The 23,033-nt window shown below is 65.3% G+C and carries 22 protein-coding genes; 4 read left to right on the top strand and 18 right to left on the bottom strand.

Features of this window, described 5'->3' with window-relative positions; translation table 11 throughout:
• Positions 1 to 152 precede the first annotated feature (152 nt).
• The gene (locus JQ592_RS17395) at positions 153 to 1,115 is read left to right on the top strand and encodes a UDP-glucuronic acid decarboxylase family protein (protein WP_211404037.1); all 963 of its coding nucleotides are present in this window, start codon (positions 153 to 155) and stop codon (positions 1,113 to 1,115) included.
• A gap of 42 nt (positions 1,116 to 1,157) precedes the next feature.
• The gene (locus JQ592_RS17400; RefSeq protein ID WP_211404038.1) at positions 1,158 to 2,462 is read left to right on the top strand and encodes a hypothetical protein; all 1,305 of its coding nucleotides are present in this window, start codon (positions 1,158 to 1,160) and stop codon (positions 2,460 to 2,462) included.
• A 115-nt stretch (positions 2,463 to 2,577) separates the two neighbouring features.
• On the opposite strand, the gene JQ592_RS17405 is transcribed toward JQ592_RS17400, so the two are convergent.
• The 17 genes from JQ592_RS17405 to JQ592_RS17485 all read right to left on the bottom strand — a co-directional run bounded on the left by JQ592_RS17405 (position 2,578) and on the right by JQ592_RS17485 (position 19,100).
• Positions 2,578 to 3,771: a glycosyltransferase family 4 protein gene (locus JQ592_RS17405; RefSeq protein ID WP_211404039.1), complete on the bottom strand. Its 1,194-nt coding sequence runs from the start codon at positions 3,769 to 3,771 to the stop codon at positions 2,578 to 2,580.
• On the bottom strand, positions 3,764 to 4,696 hold the full coding sequence (locus JQ592_RS17410; protein WP_211404040.1) for an NAD-dependent epimerase/dehydratase family protein: 933 nt from the start codon (positions 4,694 to 4,696) through the stop codon (positions 3,764 to 3,766). Before JQ592_RS17410 ends, JQ592_RS17405 begins: the two co-directional genes overlap by 8 nt.
• Positions 4,697 to 4,714: 18 nt before the next feature.
• Positions 4,715 to 5,278 (bottom strand): acyltransferase, encoded by a 564-nt coding sequence (locus JQ592_RS17415; RefSeq protein WP_211404041.1) that lies wholly within the window; start codon positions 5,276 to 5,278, stop codon positions 4,715 to 4,717.
• Positions 5,275 to 6,129, bottom strand: a complete 855-nt coding sequence (locus JQ592_RS17420) for a methyltransferase domain-containing protein (protein WP_211404042.1) — start codon at positions 6,127 to 6,129, stop codon at positions 5,275 to 5,277. Before JQ592_RS17420 ends, JQ592_RS17415 begins: the two co-directional genes overlap by 4 nt.
• A gap of 8 nt (positions 6,130 to 6,137) precedes the next feature.
• Positions 6,138 to 7,226, bottom strand: a complete 1,089-nt coding sequence (locus JQ592_RS17425) for a glycosyltransferase (RefSeq protein WP_211404043.1) — start codon at positions 7,224 to 7,226, stop codon at positions 6,138 to 6,140.
• A gap of 3 nt (positions 7,227 to 7,229) precedes the next feature.
• Entirely contained in the window at positions 7,230 to 9,068 is a 1,839-nt protein-coding gene (gene asnB / locus JQ592_RS17430) for an asparagine synthase (glutamine-hydrolyzing) (protein WP_211404044.1), read from the bottom strand.
• A 3-nt stretch (positions 9,069 to 9,071) separates the two neighbouring features.
• Positions 9,072 to 10,625 carry a lipopolysaccharide biosynthesis protein gene (locus tag JQ592_RS17435; protein ID WP_246820487.1) on the bottom strand — a complete coding sequence of 518 codons (1,554 nt, stop codon included), beginning with the start codon at positions 10,623 to 10,625 and terminating at the stop codon, positions 9,072 to 9,074.
• 120 nt (positions 10,626 to 10,745) lie between these two features.
• Positions 10,746 to 11,345 (bottom strand): hypothetical protein, encoded by a 600-nt coding sequence (locus JQ592_RS17440; protein WP_246820472.1) that lies wholly within the window; start codon positions 11,343 to 11,345, stop codon positions 10,746 to 10,748.
• Positions 11,346 to 11,578: 233 nt separating this feature from the next.
• Positions 11,579 to 12,241, bottom strand: coding sequence for a type II secretion system protein GspM (gene gspM, locus JQ592_RS17445; RefSeq protein WP_246820473.1), 663 nt, complete (start codon positions 12,239 to 12,241; stop codon positions 11,579 to 11,581).
• A complete protein-coding gene (locus JQ592_RS17450; RefSeq protein WP_211404046.1) occupies positions 12,238 to 13,275 on the bottom strand; it encodes a PilN domain-containing protein in 1,038 nt (345 codons plus the stop codon). The genes gspM and JQ592_RS17450 overlap by 4 nt, the downstream gene beginning before the upstream one ends.
• A gap of 1 nt (position 13,276) precedes the next feature.
• On the bottom strand, positions 13,277 to 14,191 hold the full coding sequence (locus JQ592_RS17455) for a general secretion pathway protein GspK (RefSeq protein WP_211404047.1): 915 nt from the start codon (positions 14,189 to 14,191) through the stop codon (positions 13,277 to 13,279).
• Entirely contained in the window at positions 14,188 to 14,892 is a 705-nt protein-coding gene (locus JQ592_RS17460; RefSeq protein WP_211404048.1) for a general secretion pathway protein GspJ, read from the bottom strand. The genes JQ592_RS17455 and JQ592_RS17460 overlap by 4 nt, the downstream gene beginning before the upstream one ends.
• Entirely contained in the window at positions 14,889 to 15,284 is a 396-nt protein-coding gene (locus JQ592_RS17465; protein ID WP_211404049.1) for a type IV pilus modification PilV family protein, read from the bottom strand. The genes JQ592_RS17460 and JQ592_RS17465 overlap by 4 nt, the downstream gene beginning before the upstream one ends.
• Complete coding sequence (locus JQ592_RS17470) at positions 15,262 to 15,756, bottom strand: prepilin-type N-terminal cleavage/methylation domain-containing protein (protein WP_211404050.1); 495 nt, start codon at positions 15,754 to 15,756, stop codon at positions 15,262 to 15,264. Before JQ592_RS17470 ends, JQ592_RS17465 begins: the two co-directional genes overlap by 23 nt.
• Positions 15,719 to 16,174, bottom strand: coding sequence for a type II secretion system major pseudopilin GspG (gene gspG / locus JQ592_RS17475; RefSeq protein ID WP_211404051.1), 456 nt, complete (start codon positions 16,172 to 16,174; stop codon positions 15,719 to 15,721). The genes JQ592_RS17470 and gspG overlap by 38 nt, the downstream gene beginning before the upstream one ends.
• Positions 16,175 to 16,197: 23 nt before the next feature.
• Complete coding sequence (locus JQ592_RS17480) at positions 16,198 to 17,409, bottom strand: type II secretion system F family protein (RefSeq protein WP_211404052.1); 1,212 nt, start codon at positions 17,407 to 17,409, stop codon at positions 16,198 to 16,200.
• A 5-nt stretch (positions 17,410 to 17,414) separates the two neighbouring features.
• Positions 17,415 to 19,100, bottom strand: coding sequence for a GspE/PulE family protein (locus JQ592_RS17485; protein WP_211404185.1), 1,686 nt, complete (start codon positions 19,098 to 19,100; stop codon positions 17,415 to 17,417).
• Positions 19,101 to 19,223: 123 nt separating this feature from the next.
• Here JQ592_RS17485 and gspD point away from each other — a divergent pair, with 123 nt between their 5' ends.
• Positions 19,224 to 21,617 (top strand): type II secretion system secretin GspD, encoded by a 2,394-nt coding sequence (gspD, locus tag JQ592_RS17490; protein WP_211404186.1) that lies wholly within the window; start codon positions 19,224 to 19,226, stop codon positions 21,615 to 21,617.
• 4 nt (positions 21,618 to 21,621) lie between these two features.
• Positions 21,622 to 22,209 (top strand): prepilin peptidase, encoded by a 588-nt coding sequence (locus JQ592_RS17495; protein ID WP_211404053.1) that lies wholly within the window; start codon positions 21,622 to 21,624, stop codon positions 22,207 to 22,209.
• 166 nt (positions 22,210 to 22,375) lie between these two features.
• On the opposite strand, the gene JQ592_RS17500 is transcribed toward JQ592_RS17495, so the two are convergent.
• Positions 22,376 to 22,942: a tetratricopeptide repeat protein gene (locus tag JQ592_RS17500; protein ID WP_211404054.1), complete on the bottom strand. Its 567-nt coding sequence runs from the start codon at positions 22,940 to 22,942 to the stop codon at positions 22,376 to 22,378.
• Positions 22,943 to 23,033 lie beyond the last annotated feature (91 nt).

A 23,033-nucleotide genomic window follows, 5' to 3' on the forward strand; every position in this document is an offset into this window, starting at 1 on the left:
CGCCCCCCCCCGGCTGGAAAAAATGCGAAAACAACCCCATGCACAAAAGAGGTAATTAAATACCTCTATGCAAGCCCACTTGACTATTGGCGAGTCCAGCCGTTGCCGATACCACTCAGCCCGCTCCCGCCGCGGACAATCTGGAACCGATCATGCCGTTTGAAAGCTACAAGAACAGCCGCGTCCTCGTAACCGGGGGCGCCGGCTTCATCGGATCGCACATCTGCGAGCGACTGCTCGATGCCGGCGCCGAGGTGGTGTCGGCGGACAATTATTTCACCGGCAGCCGGCGCAATATCGCCCATCTGATCGCAAATCCGCTGTTCGAGGCGGTCAGGCACGACATCACCTTCCCGCTCTACATCGAGGTCGACGCGATCTTCAACCTGGCCTGCCCGGCCTCGCCGATCCACTACCAGCGCGACCCCGTGCAGACCACCAAGACCTCGGTGCACGGAGCCATCAACATGCTGGGCCTTGCCAAGCGGCTGAAGGCACGCATCTTCCAGGCCTCGACCAGCGAGGTCTACGGCGATCCGCTGATCCATCCCCAGACCGAGGACTATTGGGGCAACGTCAACCCGATCGGCATCCGCTCCTGCTACGACGAGGGCAAGCGCTGCGCCGAGACGCTGTTCTTCGACTATTGGCGCCAGCACGGCCTGCCGATCAAGGTCGCGCGCATCTTCAACACCTACGGCCCGCGCATGCAGCCCAATGACGGCCGTGTGGTGTCCTCCTTCATCGTCCAGGCGCTGAAGGGCGAGCCGATCAGCGTGTTCGGCGACGGCGGGCAGACCCGCTCGTTCTGCTATGTCGACGATCTCGTCGAGGCGATCGTGCGGCTGATGGTGACGAGCGAAGACATGACCGGTCCGATCAACATCGGCAACAATTCCGAGTTCACCATCCGCGAGCTCGCCGAGAAGGTCATCGAGCTCACGGGATCGCGCTCCAGGCTGGTGTTCAAGCCGTTGCCGCAGGACGATCCCCGCCAGCGCCAGCCCGACCTCACCAAGGCAAAGGCGCTGCTGAACTGGGAGCCGAAGATCGCGCTCGAGGACGGCTTGAAGGAGACGATCGCCTATTTCAAGCACTCGCTCGAAATCGCCTGAACCCGCTCGCAAATCCCCTCGTCCGCAGCGAGCCTGTCCACCATGAGCGCACCGTCCGACCTCATCAGCGACTTTCGGAGTCGCCTGGATTCGAAAGCCGCACTGACCGCATTGGTGCTACTGCACAGTGCCGTCATCTGCCTGTCACTGATCAAGGTGGCGACCTTTCAGTCCTACATCGAATTCGACCCGACGCGCTTGTGGATCGCGGCTATCGTCGCAATCGGCTTTTCCGTCGTCTCGCTGCTATTCGTCTTCGCCCGTTTCTCCTTCGGCTATTTCGTCGGATATTACTTCTATACGATGATCCTGGGCTTCCTGTGGATCGACGTCTTCTCCGAGTACAGCTACCCGCGACTACATGCCGGACTTTCGGCAGCCTTGGCGCTGCTGCTCTTCCTGCTGCCCATGCTGTTCATCAAGGCCCCGATGCGGCAGTTGGTGGTCCTGTCCAACGCTCGTTTCGAGCATCTGCTCACGCTGATCCTGGCGATCTCGGTGGTCACCATTGCGGTGGCATCGACCTACAACTTCCGCCTGGTATCGATGGCGCGCATCTACGACTACCGGGACACGATCGAATTTCCGGCAGCGCTGCGATATCTCACTGGCTGGGTCTCCAGCACGTTATTGCCATTCGCCTTCGCCTGCTTCTGGCTGCTCGGCCACCGCTGGCGTGCCGGCCTGGTGCTGGTCCTGCTCCTGTTCTTCTATCCCATCACGCTGACGAAGTTTGCGTTCTTCACGCCGGTCTGGCTGATCGTGCTGACCGTCCTGTCCCGGCTTCTGAAGGAGAGAGCATCCGTCATCGCGTCGATTTTCGGGCCGATGCTGATCGGACTGCTCGCGATCTGGCTGACGGACGCCAACCTGAACAGCCTGCCCGGCAAATATTTCGACATCGTCAACATCCGGATGATCGCGACGGCATCGAGCGCACTCGACATCTACAATCACTTCTTCGCCAGCCATCCGCTGACCTGGTTCTGCCAGATATCCGTCGTCAAGCCGCTGGTACATTGCCCCTACCAGCAGCAGCTGTCCGTCGTGATGCAGGAGACCTATGGCTTCGGCAATTTGAATGCGTCACTGTTCGCGACCGAGGGCATCGCCTCCGTCGGCCTCTATCTCGCACCGTTGAGCGCGCTCGTATCGGGCTTCGTGCTGGCGCTCGGCAACCGTGCGTCTGCGGGACTGCCGCCTCGCTTCGTGCTGATATCCGCCGGAACGCTACCTCACGTCCTGCTCAACGTGCCGCTCACGGTCGCGCTTGTCACGCACGGCACGGCCCTTCTCTTCTTGCTCTGGTATGTCATTCCTCGAAGCGTCTTTGCACAAGAACGCTAAAGCATGATCCGGAAAAGTGCGAAGCGGTTTTCCGAAAAGATCATGCGTCAACAACAACCTAAAGCGCGATGACGATTCTTAGATCTCATCGCGCTCTAGTCGCGCCGCCCACATCCTAGGCGGCCCGTGACGCCATCACATCCTGGGTCAGCCGGATGAAATCCGCCACGAACGCCTCAACGCGCTGCTCGAGATTCGGCAACAGATTGCGGACGGTCGCAGGCCCGGCCGCCTGCGCAACCTCAGACATTTGATCGGCCAGCGTCTCGGCATCGCGGATGCCGAAATATCGCGCGCGTCCCCCGGTCTGTTCGCGATGAACGTCGATATCGGACAGGATCATCGGGACGCCGAACGACTTGGCTTCCTCGACCGTCGTGCTCCACCCCTCACACTCCGAAGGATTGATGAGAGCGATCGACGCGCGCAGGAGGGCATAGACGTGATCCAGCGGAATCATTCCGAGGTGCCTGAAATTCGCCTCGAGACCGCGCGACCTGACTTGCCTCATGGTCGTTTCGAAGAGATCGGGCTCACGGGAGTCCTGCGTATTGCCGGATGCGGCGACGACGACGTCCAGCCCGCGGCGTTTCAAGAGATCAAGCGCATCGACGACGATCCGGTGATTCTTGTGCCGCCAGAACTGGTTCGGCAGATAGAAATAGCGTGGCGGCAGGCCGTGGCTTGCGATGACGTCGGACGGATTCGTGGTCAGGAGGCTGGCTGGCGGCTCGGTCGCAAACCGGACCACGGAGACGCCGTTCGACAAGCCCGGATAAAATCTCTTGAGATCAGCAAGCGCGCTCTCGCTGCTCAGCATGATGTGCCGGCCGGACGCGATCTGGATACGAAAGCCGAGATCGCGCCGCCAATAGGCACTGCTGGAGAAAAGCTGCGGGAGCAGGCGGTGCTGGAAATCCGGGAACCAGGCGATCGCCGGGAACGGCAGGCGCCAGCCAAAGAAGCGCGCGGATTCGAACACCACGTCGATCTTGCGAAGCTCGAATTCGGCGACGGCGGGTCCGTCCAGACCAAAGGCGATCGCGCGGGCAAGATTCGTCGCACGGGCAAGACCGGTCGCGGCGTGATCGAATACCGGCGAGCGCACGACCTCGACGCCGGGAATGCCGCCCAGCGCTGCAATCTCTTCAGGCTCGTCAGCCGTTCCGGCAAACAGCACGGGCGTCACCGCCCCCGGCGCGTATCTGTTGAGCGCCGCGAACAGATTGCGTTGATAGTTGTAGCCTCCCGCCCACAGGCGACGCGGAATGTTGGTGAATGCGATCCGCAGCGGCGCACGCTCAGGCACGAGCTTGGCCCTTGAACCATGCGACGTAGTCGGCGAGACCCCGTTCCAGCGGAATGCGCCAATCGAAATTCATGCCGAGCACGCGCGCGTTGTCGGCCAGCAGGCTGGTCGGATCGCCCGGCCGCGCGACGCCGGAAAACTGCACGGCCGTTTTGCTGCCCCAATGCCCGATCAGTCCTTCGGCAATGCCGGCCACGCTCACGCCGCGTCCCGAACCGCCATTGATCACGTCAAAATCGGCCTGCCACGTCCCCTCCGCGACGCGCGCGAGCAGGCGAACGACGTCGCGAACGTCGGTCCAGTCCCTGATCTCGGCGCCTGTCCCTCCGAGATTCAGCGTGCGCTGCTCGTTGCGCAGCCGCGAGCAGATGTCCCAGAGAAGCTGCTTGCGAAGGCTCGGACCATAGACCGAAAACAATCGCACGACGGCGCAGCGAATGCCGAAGCTCTGGGCGTAGCTTTGACACAGCTGCTCCATCATCAGCTTGTGGTGGCCGTAGGGCGACATCGGCGCCAGTGCCGCGCTTTCGGGGATCGGCCCGGCGTGATCGGCCCCGTAGACGGCAGCGCTCGATACGACGATCAGCCGGCTCTTAGGCGCAAAGCTTCGGAGCCATTCCAGCAAACGCGCCGTGCTGGCCACGGTCCGCGAAAAGTCTTCGAACGGGCGCTCTATCGACAGCCCCACGGACGACCCGCCGGCCAAATGTAGGACGTGCGACGGCAGTCCGTGCGCGGCGGCAAGCGCGTTCAGATTGGCGGCGTCGACTTCGCCGTTGATCCAGGTCTGCAAGCCGAGCGCGCGCGCATCGGCCGGATCGAGGGCTCCATGGCCAACGCCATGGACGGCATGCCCTCCGCCCGCCAACTCACGGACGAGATGGCGGCCGATGAACCCGTTCGCGCCGGTGACCCACATGTTCATGCGCCCGATCCAGACAATTTAGGCATCGAGGATCGATCTTATCACGCGCGCCGGATTGCCGGCGACAACCGTGCCTTCGGCAACATCCTTGGTGACGACCGCACCGGCAGCCACAATGGCGCGCGCGCCAACCTGCACGCCGCGCATGAGAAACGCGCCGGCTCCGATCCAAGCATCGTCACCGATCGCGACAGGGCGCTCATCAAGATCCAACTCGCGCGGGTGACCCGACGTGAATATCTCGCGAATCTGCTCGTGGCGCGCCTCCGGGTCGATCGGGTGAGTCAGATTATCGAAGATGTTGACCCCATGCGCGATCAGCACCCTGTCTCCAATTCGCACTGATGCCGCGGACCATATCCGCGAGCCCTCTCCCACATAGCACCAGGTTCCCAACTCGATCCGCCCCCCATGTGCGAACGTCAGGAGTTCCCCACGAATGATACTGTCGGCGCCGACGACGATACAGTCGTTATCTCCGCGGATATTTCGAATGCGGGCCGTGCGCATCAGTTTCGCACGCGGCCCGAGGCGGCAGGTCGCGCGACCAAGCAGACGTTGCAGATGAAAATCGAGGTTCATCCGAACAGCTCGATGCACGCGATTGCGCGGGCGCAGCCAGCCTTGTCGTCGAGCTGACCACGTCCACTGTGCGGGTCATATGCCGTAGCTCCGGTCACGTCAGCCTCCGAGGCCCGACGCCAGCCCGCACGATCGTAGCCGAAAAACTCCAGTTCGAACGAGGTGGCTCCAAACGCCTCGATCAAGGTGCGGATCATGTCCGCGTCGAATAGCTGAAACCAGTTGAAGTTGTCGTATCGCCCATAGGGTACGGTGATCAGGCAACGCCCACCCGGCGCCAGAATACGGCGAAATTCGCGGACAGCATCGACGAAGCCGTATTTATTGGTCTCGGATTTTGCCGGGTCGTTGGTATAAAGCATCGTGTTGTCGAGCCCAACATGCTCGAGCGTCGAAATGCTGATGATGGTGTCGAATGCGGCCGCACCGAATCGGGTCTTGCGAAAATCTCCGAAGACGTAGGAGTACCCCTGGTGCCAGTAGCATCGCTTTTCCGGAGCCAGCGTCATCATGGTCAAGTCAGCCTTGCGCAGGGGATCGCGATCGAGAATGTAATCGTGATTGAGCGTCGAGCCTGCGTCCAGGATCTGCCCCAGCCTGGCATCGCCCTGCCGAAGGCGGTCGAACAGCCACGGATACTCGACAACCCGCTCGTCGATGCCGATCCCAAAACCCTCCGGCAGTGGGCGCCCGCGCTGCACCGCTGCGGCATCGATCGCCGCCTGGATGCTCACCTTCTTGGTCGTGTAGTAGCCGAGCGACCAGGGCCGACGTCCGCTCAAGGCGTAAACCGGCAACGCCATCGCATCACCGAGTTCCTTGAGCCTGAAGATCATCCCGTCGACGTGCATGTCCGTTCCTAGAGGTTGTCCAAGAGCTTTCCAAATAGAGCCCATTGCCGCGCTTTACTATACAAATCTCGAACGGTGCGCCGACCCCTTTCCGCCTTCATTTTGGCCTCGCTCCAGTTATTAAGACAATTCTCAATCCGGACAACACAGTCACTGCCTGTCTCATAGACCGAGATCGTCTCGTCGGGATCCATTCCATCGGGATAGCGACCGGCATCGGATAACAGAAGCGCCCCACACCCCATTGCCTCGAAGCAGCGCATGTTGCCCCGATCAATGCCCGCCATGTCGATGGCACCGTTGAGCACGATTTTCGCCGCCCCCATCAGTTCATAAAGCTGCCTTCCGAACACGGGCGGCTGCGCGATGCTAGCCACGACATCCGGGCGCCGATGGCTTCGCAGGGGCATCCATCGTCCGATGGCGCTTTCCGCAAGCCGCGTCAGCCGTGAGGCGTCGAGACGATAAACGACATTGAAGCGGTCAGCTAGACCGGCAACACTTTCAAGTATCTTCGCACGCGCTGCATGATGCCGCGAGTAACCGCCTGCGAACAGCACGTCGATCGGCCGCTCGTCATGGCCGTATTCATCCATCACCGGATCGTGCGCCGGAAAAAAGAATTCAGCCCGGCATCCCTTCGCGCGCCAGGATTCCAGGATCGACGGAAAGTTTCCGAGCACTGCGCCATAGGCGGTGAGATCCGCGTTGCCCGACGGCGCAGCGCGCCAGCACAGCGTCTTTCGCACACAGCCCGGTAGCTTGGCCACGAAGGCGCTCGGATAGCGCACCGGATCGAGATTGTAGAAGACATCGGTCCGGTGATGCTCGATCTGGGCGAGCAGGATCGCCTCAAGTGCAGGCTCGCCCGCCATGCCCTGCTCGCGCGCCCAACGCCGCTGCAGAATCTCGTCGTCGCCGTTGGTGAAGAAGGCGTCGGGTGACCCGTCGAGCACCGGCTGCAGGAAATGCGCTGCGCCGAAGCGATCGTCGAGGAACACGTCGCGCCGCTCCGCAAAGTGCGTGGTTTTCGCCGCGAGCTGGTTCAGCCGCGCGACATAGGATGGGTAGAGGCCGCTATTCTGGAACAGACGCATCGCTCAGGCGTACCTCGCCAACATCCATTTCATGTTCAGGTACGGCCAGATCCGCCCGACCGACTCCCAGTCCCAGGACTTCGACGCCGTCAAGCGGCTGACAGCTCGGCGCAAGGCCGCTTCGTCCACCAGCTCGGCAAAGGCCGGCACCTCGCGGTCGAGCAGGTCTGCCGTCCAGCCGGCCAAAGGTCCGTTCAGCCATTCGGGCATCGGCGAATTGAAGCCGACCTTGCGGCGCGCGGTCCGGATCGACTCCGGCATCAGGTTGGCCATCGCCCGCCGGGCGACAGCCTTGGTATAGCCATCTGCCGACTTGCTGCTTTCCGGAAGCGCCATCGTGTAGGTCACGAGGCGCCAGTCCATGAAGGGCATACGGACCTCGACGCCGTGGGCCATCGAGAGACGATCGAAGTTGCGCAGGATCGTGGGCAGCACCGTGCTGTGAAACATGCGGTAGAGCCGCCGGTTCAGGCCGCCCCATTCACGTGGCAGCACATCTTCCTCGGCGACCAGCGGAAGCGGGCTCGGAATGTCGCGCAGGCCGCCCCGCAGAAAATAAACGCCCTGACGTTTCAAGGCGAACACGCGCAGGAGATCCACGCCGCGACGCGCCAGCGGCGATCGCGAAGCCAGATCTTCCGCTGCATTCCGGATCCGGAATGAGGCCGCCCGGCCTTCCTGCAAATAGGCACCCATCAACTCGTCCGCCCCGTGGCCGTCGAGTGACACGGTCACGTCGTTCTGCCGCAATTGCCGATAGATCAGCCATACCGCGCTGGGCAACCCGATATAAATGTCGTCGAGATCGTCGAGAATCCGATCGAGATCCGTCAACGCATCGCCCTGTCCGATTGCGAGGAACGTGGGCTCGACCTTGGCCCAGGCGGCAGCCTCCTCAGCCATCGGCCGCTCGTCGTTCAATGCCCCCGGGAACGTCGCAACAAAGGCATGGCGCCATGCGCTACTGTCGCGCGGCCCCATGCCGGCCTGCTCATGCGCCGCCATGGTGCAGATCACCGCCGATGAGTCGAAGCCTCCGGACAGGCACGTTCCGATCGGCACGTCGCTGCGCATCCGCAGCGCCACGGCATCCTGGAACAGCTCGCGAAAGCGGGCCACACGCTCGGATTCCGTGGCCGGCACCGGAGGCAGATGATCGATCGTCCGCCACCAGCGCCTGACGCTGAGCTTGCCCTGGCGCAGCCACATGCAATGGCCGGCCTGCAGACGGCGAACCTGCCGAAACAAGGTGCGGTCGCTTCCCTCGACGCCGAAGGCGTCGAGCAACAGCCGCCGCGCCACCTCCAGATCGACGGAAGCATCGATCAGTCCGCTGCGCACCAGCGCGCGCTGCTCGGAGGCGAAGACAAATCGCTCCGGCGACATGGCATAGAGCAGCGGCTTGATGCCGAAGCGGTCGCGCGCGAGAAACAATTCGCCCGTAGCCGTGTCGAAGATCGCCAGCGCCCACATGCCGTTGAAGCGCGGCAGCATGTCTTCCCGCCAGGCCTCCCAGGCGGCCAGGATCACTTCGGTATCGGATTCGCTGCGGAACACCGCGCCCCGCGCCTCCAGCTCGCGGCGCAGCTCGAGAAAATTGTAGATCTCGCCGTTGTAAACGATGACGTGACGGCCGTCCGCAGACAGCATCGGCTGATAGCCGCCCTCGCCGGGATCGATGATCGCAAGACGACGATGGCCGAATGCGAGAGTCCGGTCCTGGCTGAACCACGTTCCTTCCCCAAACGGACCGCGATGCGCGATCAGGCTGGTCAGCCGCGAGATGTCGGCCGGCTCGACCGCATTGCCGCGCAAATTGACGATTCCGGCGATTCCGCACATGTCCTAGATGGCCTTCAGGGGCACGAAGCGATTGAGAATGGCCCGCAAGTCCTGCAAGCAGGCTCTTCGATACGGTCCCAGCTGCGACGCGGCAACTTCGACGACAAAGATGATCGCAGCCGTCGCCGACGCGACGACTCCCACCGACCACCAGGACGGTGCCAGGTGAAATGGGGCGCGGTCGAAGCCGGTGCGCAGCGCCAGCGCCGTCGCGATCCCGATGCCGAGCGGCATCAGCACGCAATGGATGACGCGCGGCCAAATGCCGGAAAGGTCAAAACTGCGGCGCAACAGCACGACGATGGTCGCCATCTGCGCGATCATGCCGGCGCAGGCGCTCCAGCCTGCGGCCTGCCATCCGAAGCTTGGCAATACGGTCGCACTGGTGCCGAGGGTGACGATACCCGTGATCAACGCGATCAGCGCGTTGTAGCGCGAGCGCCCTTGCGCCAGCAGATAAAAGCCGAACACGTTCGCACTCGATCCAAGGATACCGGCTATCGACAGGACGACGAGCACCCGCGCGGACTCGGCCGCGACCTCGGCACCGGTCCAGACATGCAGCAGCGGACCGGCCACGGGGATCAAGGCGCCCAAGGCACTTGCGGCAAGGACATTCAATATCCACGACGATCGGAACAGCAGATCGACCTTGCGATCCTCGCTCTCTTTTTGCAGCGTGCTGAAGAACGGAAACAGGATCTCACCGACCTTGAGGATGCCGATATAGGTCGCCTCCTGGAGGCGCTGCGCCACGCCATAGAAACCGACGAATTGTGGTTGCAGCAGCGCGCCAAGCAGATACCGATCGGCCTGCGCCGCAAGCAGCGCCCCGCCCTGCGCAGCCACCTGCCAGATGCCGAACCGAGCGAGCCTTGCGAAGGCATCGCGATGCAATGCCGGCGGTGCAAGCCATTGACCGATCGCGCCGCGGGACCAGGCCACAGCCATCAAAAGACCGCTCGCAAATCCCAGCGCCTGGCAACCAAGAAACGTCGACGCATAGGGTGAGACGGGGATCAGCAAGAGCATCGAGAACGTCGAGACCACGGTGCTGGCAATGCCGACCAGGGCAATCCGGCGATAGTCCTGACGCGCGGTGAACAGGGAAACGAAGACCGCCGATACGCACTGGCATAGCCAGCCAATGCCGGCCAGTGCGAAGGCCCATCCGAGGTCGTCAGCGGCCGGACCGGCCAGATGAAATCCGAGACGCGCAAGCGGGGCCCCGGCAACCAGAAAGAAAACGCTGATCGGGCCGCCCGCGCCGATCGCGAGCATCACCGCGGTCGCGAACAGGCGCCGCGCATCTTCACGATCGGATGGTTCAAGTCGCTGCGTAAGCTCGCGCGCCGTCGAAAGTCCGAGCGCGTTGCTGAACACCAGCGCCGGCGCAATGCATGCGGTGACGAGACCCGCCACGCCGAACGCAGCGAGGCCGAGGTGAACGATCACGAAAGGCAGGATGGCCAGGTTCAGCACCACGGCGACCAGAAAGGCCATCGCATTCCAAGCGGAGTTCCCCAGCAGATCGGGCGGTTTTTTTCTCGAAGTCATGCCAGCCACCCGGCCCTGCCCTCACCAAGCCTTTGCCACCTCGTCAATCAGGGTTCCCCCCAGCAGCGCGAATTCGGGCTAGCAGCCAGTGCACGGATTGTCGATAGCCTGGGGAGGTAACTATCGTTCGGCATCCACGGGGGAACCTGCCGGGGCCGCTGCCGGATCGGCCGGGCGCTGGAGCGCCAGAACCTCGCTGCGATCGCCCTGCTTGAACGTCACCTCGCGCGGTTGGACCTCCGTCAGCGACCAGCCGCCGAACGATTCGCCCTGCCGCAGGCGCACGACCTTCTGGTCGATGCGGTTGACCAGGATCGCGATGGCGTCGCCCTCGCCCACCACGGCCCCCACCAGCAGTAGCGGCGGCGGCGCCTCGATCGGCTTGGGCGGCGGGACTGCTTGCACCTCTTCGACCGGAGCCCCCGCGACCGCGCGCGGCGGGGGCCGGCGCGAAGCCGAGAAGATCGGGCGCTCCTGCGTCGCCGTCAGCGCCGAGAGCGGCACCGACCATAGCGGATTGCTGCGGGGGACCGGTTTGCTCACAGCCTGCGCCGGCCGCGCAATCGGTCTTACCGCCCCGACATCGACGCTTTCGGCAGGACTGCCCGCGGCATCATCAGGCAGGATGTCCGTGCGCGAGGACGTGGCAGCCCAGCTCGCGGCACCGCCCAGCACCATCCACAGCGCAGCCAATCCCATCGCTCGAAGCCACCCGGACATCGAATTTCCCTGCATGGTCCCTTGCGACCGAAGGCGGCGCCGGCGCGCGGGCAGGCCTTCAGGGGGCAAACTAGGCCCGATGGCCCCGACCATCAACCCGCCTCAGATCGGCCCAATCCGACCGAAAGGCGCATCCGGCTCCAATGCTCGCCCAACGGGCCGGAACCCGACCCATTCCCGCCATGCCGGCAAGGGCGTATTCAAGTACAGCTGGTGAGCTGGCGGCGCCCCGCCTATCTCCCCGCCTGCCACTGGCCGGACACGCCCAGGATCACTCTGACGCGGCCGGTGGGGGCATCGCCGAGCGCGGTGGTCTGCGGCACCTGGACGTCGAGCTGGTCGACGAACAGGAACGGCATGCCGGCCTCGAGGTCGTACAGCAGCTTCTGCAGCGCGGGCCGCTCCAGCTCGCAGCTCACGACGAGGCCGACGAAGCCGTCCTTCAGCTGCGCGCCAGTGACGTCGACCTGCGAGGACTGCACCGAGCCGCCGACATTGCCGACGGCGGCTGCAACCCGCTGCAACAGATTGGCGCCCGCGACCGTCACGGTCGGCCCTTCCAAGAACGGCGTGCCGGGATGCTCGGCCGGCGACGTCGCGGCGTTCCTGGCGCCGCCCTTGCGGCCACGCAGCTGATCGAGCAGGTCGGAGCTCTCTGCCAGCGCCTGGCGGTGAGCGATGACGTCGGCGATCGAGAGGCCGGCCATCAGCAACAGCCCGCCGGCGATGGCGATGTAGAGCGAGACCGCAACCAGCGGCGAGCCCGTAAGCGCCCGCGTCACGGCGTTTCCGCTCGCAACCTTGCTGCCCATGACACTGTTCTTGACACTGTTCTTGACACTGTTCTTGACACTGTTCTTGACACTGTTCTTGACACTGTTCTTGGCACTGTTCATGGCGCGTTCCTCGGTTCAATCTGCGCCTCGATGTGGAAGCGCTCGCCGGGATCGGAGGGGCTGCGGGTGGTCGGGGCGTAGAAGGTCGCGTGGGTGAAGTGCTGGGACTGCTCGATCAGCGGGATCAGCGAGGGCGCATCGCGGGTAATGCCGCCGATCTGAATCTTGTTGCCGGCAACATGCAGCTCGGTGACATAGGTGTGATCGGGCAGCAGCCGGCTCAGCGACTCCAGCACGATCACGCTCGCCGGTGTCTCGTATTTGCGCCGCTCGAGCAGCGCGAGCGGCGAGCGCTCGCCGCCGTCACTGCCGCGCAGCGCGGCGCGGCGCTGTGTGATCTGCCGTTCGAGCTCGCTCTGCTGCGTGCTGAGGCTGCCGGCCAGATAGCTTGCCGCGACCGAGCCGGTCACCGCGGCGACCGCGGCAAGCGCCAGAACGGCTTGCAGCGTGCGGCTCAGCCGGACGGGATCGACGGCGCCGCGCGATTTCTGCTCGAACACCTTGATGCGCGGGCCATCGGCCGCCTCCGTCACGATCGCGATCGCCGAGGGATGGAAGCCCATGAGCGCCTCGACATAGCCCATCGCCAGCCGGCGCGGCGCCGCGGCGATCTCGGTGGTGATGCTCTCGCTGCCATGCGCCACCGGCGGACTGCACCCGAACACCGCCTCGGTGGCGCTCCACGGCGTCAGCCGGTCGATCTGAGCCCGCACGATGCCGTCGAGGAAATCGGCCGCACGGGCCGGCAGCTCCAGGGGGCGAAACAGGAAGCGCGTCGGCTGCAGCACGATCTCGACGCGGCTGCCGCGGACGATCTGGACGAGATGGGCGCCCACGAACTTGCCGTCCTCGAAGGTGATCTCCTTCGGCGCGTTCTCCGACTTCACGGCCTCCAGCGCAAATGCGCCGGTCGCGGTCTCGACCAGCCGCACCAGGCGCGGCGCCACCACCCGCTCCAGGGCGGCCACGATCGTGCCGGCCACGGTGCCGGTCCAGGCGTCGAGAATACCGCGAAGGGAATTGAGCGAGCTCATCTCACAGAGGCTTTCCGGCAGAGCCGTCGAAGGCGTTGTGCCATGACAAGACACGATAGGGTTCATCGCCACTTTCGAGAAGCAGGATGACGATCTCGGCCGAGCTGCGGCGATGCGACGGCGCCTCGACGGCGATCGTCATCCGATATGCCTTCGAGCCTTCGATCGTCGCATCGGCGCTGCCGGCAAGTCCGACCAGCGAGCGCGGGTCGACCTTGGGATCGGCGCGGTCGCGCAGCACCTGCTGCAGTGTCTCCGGCGTCATGCCGGGGAGCGCCGCCACCACCTGCGGCGCGGCATCGAGCACGTTCACGGTGCGCATGTTGCTGAACACGGTGACGAACGGCATCACGCGCTCCACGACCGCGGACGGGATGCCGCGCACGAGCCACAGCTCGTCGCTGTGCGGAAACGGCGCGTGACGCGGCAAGTACGATGCGCCGAGCGTGCGATAATAGGAATCCTCCGGATTATCCTGTCCGGACTCCGTCGACGAGCGCCAGGCCAGGATCCGGTCGGCGTAGACGGGCGCATCGCTCGCGGAGACGCCGAGCGCCGTCATCAGCCCCGCGAGCATCGGCTTCGGCGCCATGTTGAGGTCGACCCTCGCAGCCTCCGAGCGGAACGTCACGCTCACCCGGCCGGCCCCGACGCGGGCGTTGAAGGTGCCGCTGGTCGGACGCGCCGCTTCGTTCTGCGCCGTCAGCCGGTAGGCGGTGAGCTCGAGCCCCGCGTTCACCAGCGCGTCGGCCTGCAGCCGGTCGGCGTTGACGGCGACCGTGACCGCGGTGTTGGTGACATAGGTCAGATAGATCAGCGCCAGCGCGGCCAGCGCCGCCAGCATCCAGAGCACCGCGACGACGATGAAGCCGCGGCCGTCACCAAACGTCGCATGGTCGGGCCTCGCGCCGCTCACAACTGCTGCTCCTCTTTCGCCGGCTGTTGCGGCCGGGTGCCCGCCGCCACGCAGGTCACCGGATTCTTGGCCCGCGCGCATTCGGCCGGTGCCGTGATGTGCGGGACCACCGCGCCCGACGCCGCCAGCACCTGCCCGCTGGCGCCGTCACGCACGGTGATGCGGATGCGGGCCGGCAGTTGCGGCTGGCCGCGCCAGGTCGGCTGCCACTGACCGTCCTGCCCAGCATAGGCAAAGCTGACCCGGAACGGCGCCCGGATCAGCACGACCTGGTCGAGGAAGCGGATCTGTCCATCCGCAGGCATCGGCTGGAACGGCGCGCGCTCGCGCACCAGCGCAAGCCCCTGCGCGTCGGCCTTCTCGATCAAGCGGATGAATTCGAGCCCGGGACGCGCGCTCGGACCGAGCGCGGTGCGCAGGAACGTCACCGACAATTCGGCGCCCTCGAACAGCGGCGCCTTGGCATCGCCGTTGACCGTCATCTGCTCGGCGACCGACAAATCGGCGATGATGCGGTCGAGCCCGGTCGCGAGGCGCTCGGCCCGCTGCACGCGGGCGATGCCGCGGTTCCAGTTCGGCAGCCATTGCGCCGTCACCGTCGCAAGGGCCGCCAGGATGACGGTCATCAGCAGCGTCGCCAGCAACACTTCGAGCAGGGTGAAGCCCGCCTCATCGGCGAGTGCGCGGCGGAGGCGTTTCATTGCGCGGCCCTCGGCACCAGCTTCACCGTCGTGACCTGGATCGCGGCGCCGTCGGCGCGCTGGAGGCGCAGATTGACGGCCAATGGCACGAAGCGATCTGTCTCGGGATTGCCACCCGTCACGCTCATCGGTGTGACGTCGACGCGCCAGCGGCTGCCGGCAAGTTCGCCACTCTGCCGCCCCGGTTTCAGCAAGGACCGCGCCGACAGGTTCGCAAGCAGGGTCTCGGCCGTGCCGGCGAGGACGAGACGCTGGTCGATCGCACGCGTACCCTTCACGGTCGTGGCGATGACCGAGCCGATCGTCCCGAGCACGACGGCGATGATCGCAAGCGCGACCAGCGCCTCGATCAGCGTGAAGCCGGCGGCGTCAGAGCAGCTTCTGCGGGACAATCTCGACGCCTCCGGTCAGCCAGTTGACGCGCACCTCATAGCCCATGCCGGGCCGCGCCAGCGCGATCGTTCCCCCGCACGACATGCCCGACGGAAAGAAGTCGATCGATCGCCCCGTTGCGCGATCGGCACAGCGCGAGGCCAGCATCGCCTGCATCACCACGTCGCCCGGCAGGCGGATGGTGCGCCCGGTGACGCCGGAACGGATCGCGCGCGCCTCGGCGTCCACCTGCGTCGTCACCCTGACCTGCCGGCGTAGCGCCGCGCTGCGGTCTGCCTTCAGCAGCGCCGCAGTCTCGACCGCGTAGCTTTCCAGCCTCGCCCGGGTCGTCGAGCGTGGAAGCGCCGGCAAGATGATCGCCGCGAGCAGGCCGATGATCGCGAGCACGCACAGGATCTCGATCAGCGCGAAGCCGTGCGCATGGCGGAGGGCTTCAGCGCGAGCCGCTGACAATGTCGGCTGCCGTTCCACTGCCGCCTTCCTGGCCATCAGATCCGAGCGAAATGATCTCGTAGGGTGCGCTCGCGCCCGGCGAACGATAGACGTAGATGTGACCCCACGGATCGCTCGGCACCACGCCGCCGCGCAAGTAGGGCCCGTTCCAGCCGGACTGGTTGGTGTTGCGGGTCAGCGCCGCGAGGCCTTCATTGGACGTCGGATAGCGGCCGAGATCGAGATAATAGAGATCGAGCGCGCTGGAAAAACTCTCGATCTGGATCTTCGCCGCCTTCGCCTTGGATTCGCTGAGATAGTTCAGCACGCGCGGGCCGACCAGCGCCATGATCATCCCGATGATGGTGATGACCACCAGCATCTCGACGAGGGTGAAGCCTGCTTCCCCTCGGCTGTCGCGCCGCCGACCGCGGCTTGCTGATGGATGTTTGGTCACTTCGAGCTTCTCCCGTTCCCTGCCTATCCGACAATCTGGCTCACCGACATCAGCGCCGTCATCACCGAGGTGATCAGGCCGCCGACCACCAGCGAGATCGCAATGATCGCCGCCGGTCCGGCGATGCCGACGGCGCGGTCCAGCGTACGCTGCAACTTGGCCTCGTAGAATTCGGCAACCCGCCCGGACAGCATCGGCAATTGCCCGGTCTCGTCGCCGAGCCGGAGCATGCGCACCGCCATTGCCGGCAACGCCGCGGTCTCGGCCAGTGCATCGGAAAGTTTCGAGCCATGGCGGACGCGGTCGGCGGCCTCGCTCCAGACCGTGGATGGGCCTGTCGTGGCCATCATGTCGATGAGGATGCGCAGCGTGGTGGTGAGATTGACGCCGCTGCCGAGCAGCAGGCCGAGATTGCGGCAGAACAGCGCCGTGCGGTACGCGCCCATGATGTTGCGGATCGCAGGCAGCCGCGTGATCGCATGGGTGATGCCGCGGCGGATACGCTCCTGCCGCAGCAGAAGCCATGTCGCGGCGATGACGGTCGCAAGGCCGGCCAGCACCATGTCGGAATTGCCGCGCAGGAAGGTCGAGATGTTGAGGAAGACACCGACGACCGGATCGACCTTGGCACCGAAATCCTGCAACACCGATGCGAACTGCGGCAGCACGAAGGTGAGGAAGAACAGCAGCACGCAGCCGGCCGCGCCGAGCACGAACAAGGGATAGCGGATCGCATCCGAGAGCCGGCGCCTCAAGGCCTCGCTGCGCGCGCGTTCGCCGGCCAGCACCTCCAGAACCTGATCGAGGGACCCCGAGGCCTCGCCGACCCGCACCAGCGCGATGTACATCGGCGGAAACAGCCCCTCGTGCCGTGCCAGCGCCTCGGCAAAGCTCTCGCCCGAGACGACGCGGGACCGGATGTCGGCAACGACCGGCCGCAGCCGGCCGAAATCGGGATCGGCCGCGAGCAGCTCCAATCCGTCATTGATGCGGGCGCCGGCCCGCAAGAGCAGCGCGAGGTCGCGCGTGAAGATGGTGACGTCTTCCGGCTTCGGCCGGTTGAAGAGGCTGGTCACGCGGCCGGCCGCGCCGCCCTCCTCCGGCGTGACGTTGTCGACCAGGACGAGGCCGAGCCGCTCGATCCGCTGTGCGACGTCGCCAGGCGCGGGCGCGGCGATGGCGCCGGAGACCAGTTCGCCGTTGGCGTTGAGTGCGCGGTAACGATAGTTCGGCATGGGTGTCAGCGCACCGTCGTGACGCGGAAGACCTCGGGCACGGTGGTGAGCCCGGCCCGGCATTTGGCGACCGCGTCCTCCAGCATGGTCGTCATGCCGCCCCGCATCGCGGCGGCATCGATCGAATGGGAATCGGTCTGCGGTCCGACCAGCGCGCGGACCTCGTCGGACATTTCGAGGATCTCGAACACGCCGTTACGGCCGCGATAGCCGGTGCCGCCGCAGCGCTCGCAGCCGCCGGCCTCGTGCACGACCTCGCCACATCTGAAGCCGATCACCGCAAGGCGCGGGTCCTTGGCAAGATCGGCCTCGGTCAATGCATGCGGCAGCTTGCAGCGGTCGCAAAGCATGCGCACCAGGCGTTGCGCCACCACCGCGCGCAGCGTCGACTTCAGCAGGAAGCCCTCGATGCCGAGATCGATCAGGCGCGGCACGGCAGCCGCCGCCGTCTCAGTGTGCAGCGTCGTCAGCACCAGATGGCCGGTCAGCGCGGCATGGATCGCGATATGGGCGGTCTCGGCGTCGCGGACCTCGCCGACCATGATCACGTCGGGATCCTGGCGCACGAAAGCGCGCATGGCCGAGGCGAAGGTCAGCCCGATCGACGGCTTGACCTGGGACTGGTTGATGCCGGGGATCTCGTATTCGACGGGATCTTCGATGGTGAGGATCTTTCGCGTCGGCTCGTTCAGGATCGACAGCATGATGGCGAGCGTCGTGGTCTTGCCGCTGCCGGTCGGACCCGTCACGACGATCATGCCGTGCGGCATCGCCAGAAGGCGCGTCATCACGCTCTCGTCGCGTGCGGCAAGGCCAAGCTTGCTCATCTCCAGGAGGCCGCGGTCGCGCGGCAGCAGGCGGATGACGGCGCTCTCGCCGTGTTGCGTCGGCATGGTCGCGACGCGGACGTCGATCTCGCTGCGCCCGACGCGCACGCGCGCCGCGCCGTCCTGCGGCAGCCGCCGCTCCGCGATGTTGAGGCTGGCGAGAATCTTGATGCGCGAGATCAACGCCTGCGGCGGGATGCCGTGCGGCGACGGCAGTGCGCGCAAGAGGCCGTCGACGCGCATGCGCACGGCGAGTCCGGCGCGGAACGGCTCGACATGGATGTCGCTCGCGCGCAAGTCCACCGCGCGCTCCAGGAGATCGTTGAGCGCGCGCACCACCGGCGCACCGCTGGCGAGATCGCGCAGGCTTTCGATGTCGTCGTCGGACTGCTGCTGCAATCGGACGCCTTCGTCCGCATTTGCTTCGGCGGCGCCGGTTCTTTGGTCGAGAGCTGTCGTAATATCTTCATATGACGCGACGACAATGTCGACCCGCGTGCCGAAGACAATCTCGGCGGCGCGGATGGCGGCGGCATCCAAAGGATCGGCAATCGCTATTCCATAAGTTCCGCTCGAAGAGCGGAATGGAAATATGGTCGATTCCCGCAGGAATCTATGTGAGAAGCCGTCGAGGCAAGGCGTGATTGACAGTAACTGCGGAAGACCCAGCCGCGGCAGTCGAAAATATTCCGAGACCTCGTCAGCGAATTCGGCTGACGAAAGGTCCATTTTCTCCCACAGCTCGCGGAGCGACCGACCAGATCCGGCATCTGTCGGACCAACGAGGTGCGCAAGCGCGCGCGACGGTAACGAGTGCTTTGCGAGAAGATGCTGTTTGAAGGTGTCGACCGCGACGTCTTGCATGCCCTTCACCGCACCACGCTTGTTAGCAACACATCCATCCGTCTCGCTCACGACCATGGAGTCCACGATAGGTTTACTAGCAAGAAATGGTAGCGACGCAAATTTTGGCGCATACGATCCATGATGGATCAGACACAATTTTCGGCCACTCGAAGCGATGGCTGTCATATTTCGTTCAAACTACTCCAGCCGCTTTTGCGCCTCCGCTCCGCGTTGCCTGGAACGCTCATCCTGTTGTCGTCCGCTTTCCTGCTCGGGGCGTGCATCGTCACCGCCGATCAGTCGATCGAAGCGGACCCAAAGGATCCGCGTGCCCAGGACATCGCCGACAGGATCCGCTCCCTCGACCTGCAGCCGCGTCAAGCTGCGGATGCGGGCGCGGGCAGCATTGCCCAGGCGAAATCGTCCAAGCCCGCGATCTACCTCAGCGATGGCGCAACGCCGCAAGGTGGCGCACTGGCCGAGCGCGACGATGGCGGCGGCAGCGGCTACGACCTCAATTTCGAGAATGCGCCGGTCGCCACCGTCGCAAAGGTCATTCTCGGTGATGTGCTCAATGTCGGTTACACGATCGACCCGCGCGTGCAGGGGACCGTGACGCTGGCCTCGGTGCGCCCCGTGCCCAAGGCAGACGCGCTCTACGTGCTGGAGAACGCGCTACGCATGTCCGGCGTCGCGCTGGTCCGCGACCGCACCGGCTATCGGCTGCTCCCGGCGCCGGAAGCCGGCCCCGGCGGCATCGACCGTTCGATGAATGCTTCGGCTGGCCAGGGCGTCACGGTGGTGCCGCTGCGCTATGTCTCGGCGCAGAACATCTTCAAGCTGCTCGACGCCTTCGGCGTGAAGGCCTCGACCATGCGTCCCGACAACGCCCGCAACACGCTGATCGTCAGCGGCAGCGGCAGCGACCGCGCGACCGCGGTCGACACCATCCTCTCCTTCGACGCCGACTGGATGCGCGGACAATCCGTCGGCATCTTCCCGGTGCGCAATTCCTCGCCGGAGCCGGTCATCACCGAGATCGAGAAGATCATGGATTCCGGTGAAGGCGGCATGAGCCAGAACGTGATCAAGTTCCAGCCGATCTCGCGGCTCAACTCGATCCTCGTGGTGAGCCAGAAGCCGGAATATCTCAAGCGCGCCCAGACGTGGATCGCGCGGCTCGATCGCTCCGACACCGACGGAGTGAACCTGAAGTCCTATCCGCTGCGCTACGGCAATTCCAAGCTGATCGTGGCGCTGCTGAACGAGATGCTGCTCAACCAGGGCTCGGCGAGCAGTTCGACGCTCGACAATGCGTCGAGCCAGATTGCGCCCGGCGCCGGGATGTCGACGATGTCCTCCGGCAATCCCGTGGCGTCGCTCAGCGCACTGCCCACCGCTGCGGCGGGTGCGGCAACGCCGGTCACCACGCCTCCGGGATCATCGCTCAGCGCCCGTCCCGCTCCGGCCGTCGCCGCCGCAACGCCGGCGCAGGACAATAGCCTCGGCGGACTCTCGGGCGGCGGGGCCAAGCCCGGCCTCAACGGCATTCTCCAGAACGTGCGGATCACCGCCGACGTCACCAACAATGCCGTGCTCGTCTACGCCAATCAGGAGTCGCAGCGCATCGTCGAGCAGACCATCCGGCAGATCGACCGGCCGCAGCGCCAGATCGCCATCGAGGCGACGATCGCCGAGGTGACGCTGAACGACCAGCTGAACTATGGCGTGCAGTTCTTCCTGGCGAGCCAGAAAGGCTCGATCTCCAACACCATTTCGGGCATCAGCAACAGCGCCACGATCGGCAGCGACACCGAGCCGGCGAGCAACGCGGTCAATGCCGCCGCCGGCGCCCTGCTCGGCCGTGCGCTGCCGGGCTTCAACTTCCTGATCGGCTCCGAGAACTCACCGCGCGTCGTGCTCGACGCATTGCACGGCATCACCAACGTCAAGGTGCTGTCGAACCCGTCGCTGGTGGTGCTGGACAACCAGACCGCGACCCTGCAGGTCGGCGACCAGGTGCCGTTCTCGACGGGCACCGCGACCGTGCTGACCGCCAACAACACCGTGGTCAACACCATCGACTACAAGAACACCGGCATCATCCTGCGGGTGCTGCCGCGCGCCAACGCCAACGGCAACGTCGTGCTCGACATCGAGCAGGAGATCTCGAGCGTGGCCGCCGGCAGTGCCAACTCGTTGACGCCCACGATCTCGCAGCGCCGGGTCAAGAGCTCGATCGCAGTGACGAGCGGGCAGACCGTGCTGCTCGCCGGTCTGATCAGCGAGACCGAGAACAGGCAGCGCCAGGGCCTGCCGATCCTGGATTCCATTCCCGGCATGGGCGATGCCTTCTCGCATCAGACCAATGCGCGTGCGCGCACCGAGTTGATCCTGTTCATCCGCCCGACCGTGATCAAGGACGGCGTCGATGCTCACGTCATCGCCGAGGAGATGCGCAGCAAGATGAACGGTCGCATTGTCGGGACCAGCAATCCCGTGGTCACCGTGAGCCCGCCCGGGGTGGCGCGCTGACGGCGTGACGGACCAGGTGATGAACGACGGCACCGGCGCCCCGCTCGCGCTCGGCATCGCCCTGCTGCTGGGGGTGTTCGCGAGCCTCGTCACCGCGCCGGGGGCGGAAGGCCTGTACGGCGCCTTCCTGGCTGCCCTGATGCTGGCGATCGCCGCGTACGATGCCCGCCACTACCTCATCCCGAACGAGCTGACGGGCACGGCTTTCGCGCTCGCCTTGCTCCGCGGCGGGGCGTTGGTGCCCGATCTCGGCCTGGAGGCGCTGCTCTGGCCGCTCGCCCGTGCCGCAGCCGTGGCGCTGCCGCTGCTGCTGCTGATGTCGCTCTACCGGCGCTGGCGCGGCCGTGACGGGCTCGGGCTCGGCGACGTCAAGCTCGCCGCTGTGTGCGGCGCCTGGCTCGATCTTGTGACCGTGGCCGCGGTGATCGAGCTTGCGGCGCTGCTCGCGATCGCCGTCTATGCCGCCAATGCTTCACTTCGAAAGAAACCGCTGCGCGCCACCGCCTTTCTGCCGTTCGGATTGTTTCTGGCACCGGCGATCTGGCTCGGTTGGCTGGGCGAGACCTGGTACGCGAACTGGCTCGGCGGCTGACCCGGCTAAGGCGCGATAATCCCGGGAGGAATCGTCATTCCGGCGCACGCGGGAGGCGCCGCGCCGGCGGTCGCCGTCTACTGTGCATGGGGTTGTTTTCGCACTTTTTTGTTTGGGGCTTCGTCCGGGGTGCGGACGGCCGGGGAAGCCCGGCATGGGAGGGCCGTCAGTGCTCGCGGCTCGGCGCCCATTCCAGCGCCCGCAGGCGGGCCTCGGCGATCTCGCCGCGCGTCATCTTGGTGGTGACGGCATCGCGGATCCGGGCCCGCGCCTCTCGCGCCGGCGCCGGCGCTGCGGCCGTCGACAGGTTGAGCCATTTGGAGGCCTCGACGATGTCCTGCGGCACGCCAAAGCCGCGGTCGTAGAGCAGGCCCAGGGAATATTGGGCACGACTGTCGCCCTGCTCCGCCGCGCGGCGGTACCACATCGCGGCCTCCGTATAGTTCCGCGGAACGCCGCGCCCGGTCTCGAACAGGAAGCCGAGATAGGTCTGCGCCGGCGCGTTGCCGCGCTCGGCCAGCGGAATGAAGATGCGGGAGGCCGCCGCATAGTCCTGGCGCTGAAACGCGGAGACGCCCTGGCGAAGCGACTGGGCCTGGGCCGGCGCGGCGAGCGTCACGAGCATCACGAAGATGGCAGTGCCCGCCCATCCTGTCCGTCGCGAAAAACCGCGCAACCGTGCTCGCGACACCTCGCGGCAAAAAACCGGATCCTGGCTGTCGAGAGTCACCATCCCATCCGCACTCCCTGGATATGCAGGCAGACTAGTCCGCGGCCATGCCGAAATCCAGAGCGGGTGCCGGCACAAAAAAGCTCGGGGCGCC

Origin of the sequence: Bradyrhizobium iriomotense (assembly GCF_018129405.1) — a bacterium.
Classification (GTDB): Bacteria; Pseudomonadota; Alphaproteobacteria; order Rhizobiales; family Xanthobacteraceae; genus Bradyrhizobium; species Bradyrhizobium iriomotense_B.